The sequence below is a fragment of the Aeromonas sp. Y293-4 genome, assembly GCF_027705905.1.
Classification (GTDB): domain Bacteria; phylum Pseudomonadota; class Gammaproteobacteria; order Enterobacterales; family Aeromonadaceae; genus Aeromonas; species Aeromonas veronii.
In genome coordinates, this window is sequence record NZ_JAPDCI010000066.1 from 1 (window position 1) to 1,252 (window position 1,252).

Annotated in this window: 1 protein-coding gene; it reads left to right on the forward strand. The window is 55.0% G+C overall.

What is annotated here, in order from left to right:
• Window positions 1-21 precede the first annotated feature (21 nt).
• The gene (locus OKC31_RS21570; protein WP_270657744.1) at window positions 22-1,248 is read left to right on the forward strand and encodes an RNA-guided endonuclease InsQ/TnpB family protein; all 1,227 of its coding nucleotides are present in this window, start codon (window positions 22-24) and stop codon (window positions 1,246-1,248) included.
• Window positions 1,249-1,252: the final 4 nt, after the last annotated feature.

Genomic DNA, 1,252 nt, shown 5'->3' on the forward strand with positions numbered 1-1,252 from the left:
ATGCTACACACTGAGCGCTAAATGCAAATTCTGAAAGCCTACAAATTCCGACTCGAACCGACCGAACAACAAGCGCAACGCCTGCGCCAGTTGGGCGGTTGTGCTCGTTATGTCTGGAATCACGGGCTGGCAGAAACCAAACGCATTCTGGATGCTGGCGAAAAACTGCCTTCTGCCTTTGAGCTGAACAGGATGCTCACCAGTTGGAAGAAAGACCCAGAAATGGCCTTTCTGGCCGAGGCATATACCGACAACCTCCAGCAGAAGCTCAAGGATTTGCATGGCGCGTGGATGCGCTGCTTTGATAAGAAACTCGCCGCCAAGGCACCCGTATTCAAGAAAAAAAGCGACAACCGCGACGCTATCCGGTTCGTCAACTTCGACAAGTATTGCCGCCTTGAAAAGGGTCGAGTGAAGCTGCCTGCCGGGCTGGCGTGGGTCAAGTTTCGCCAGTCCCAGCCAGTTGAAGGGAAAATTAAAAACGCGACCGTCAGCCAAGCAGCCGGGCACTGGTATATCTCCTTTCAGGTCGAGCAGGAGACGTCCGAGCCAATTCACCCCTCCGGCTCAATGGTCGGGCTGGATGCGGGGATCGCCAAGCTCGTAACCCTGTCAGATGGCACGGTGTTTGAGCCCGTCAACAGCTTCAAAACCAATCAGACCAAGCTGGCAAGGCTCCAACGCCAGTTGAGCAAAAAGGTAAAGTTCAGCAGCAACTGGAAGAAACAAAAAGCCAAGATCCAGCGGCTGCATTCACATATCGCCAATACCCGCCGCGATTACCTTCACAAGGTCACAACGACTATCAGCAAAAACCACGCGATGATCGTCATTGAGGATTTGAAGGTTGCCAGCATGTCAAAATCAGCAGCGGGCACGACCAGCCAGCCGGGGCGCAACGTCCGGGCAAAATCAGGGCTGAATCGTTCGATATTAGATCAGGGCTGGTTTGAGCTGCGCCGCCAGCTCGAATATAAGCAGGCATGGCGAGGCGGTCAGGTGTTGGCGATAAACCCGGCCTACACCAGCCAGCAGTGCGCCTGTTGTGGGCATACTGCGAAGGATAACCGCCAGACGCAAAGCCAGTTTAAATGCGCTGCGTGTGGTTATGAGGCGAACGCCGATGTGAACGGCGCTCGCAATATTTTAGCGGCGGGACACGCCGTTTTAGCCTGTGGAGGCGTGGTGCAATCAGGCCGCCCGATGAAGCAGGAACCCGGTACTGCGCGAGCAGCTATCACCCAGTAATGGG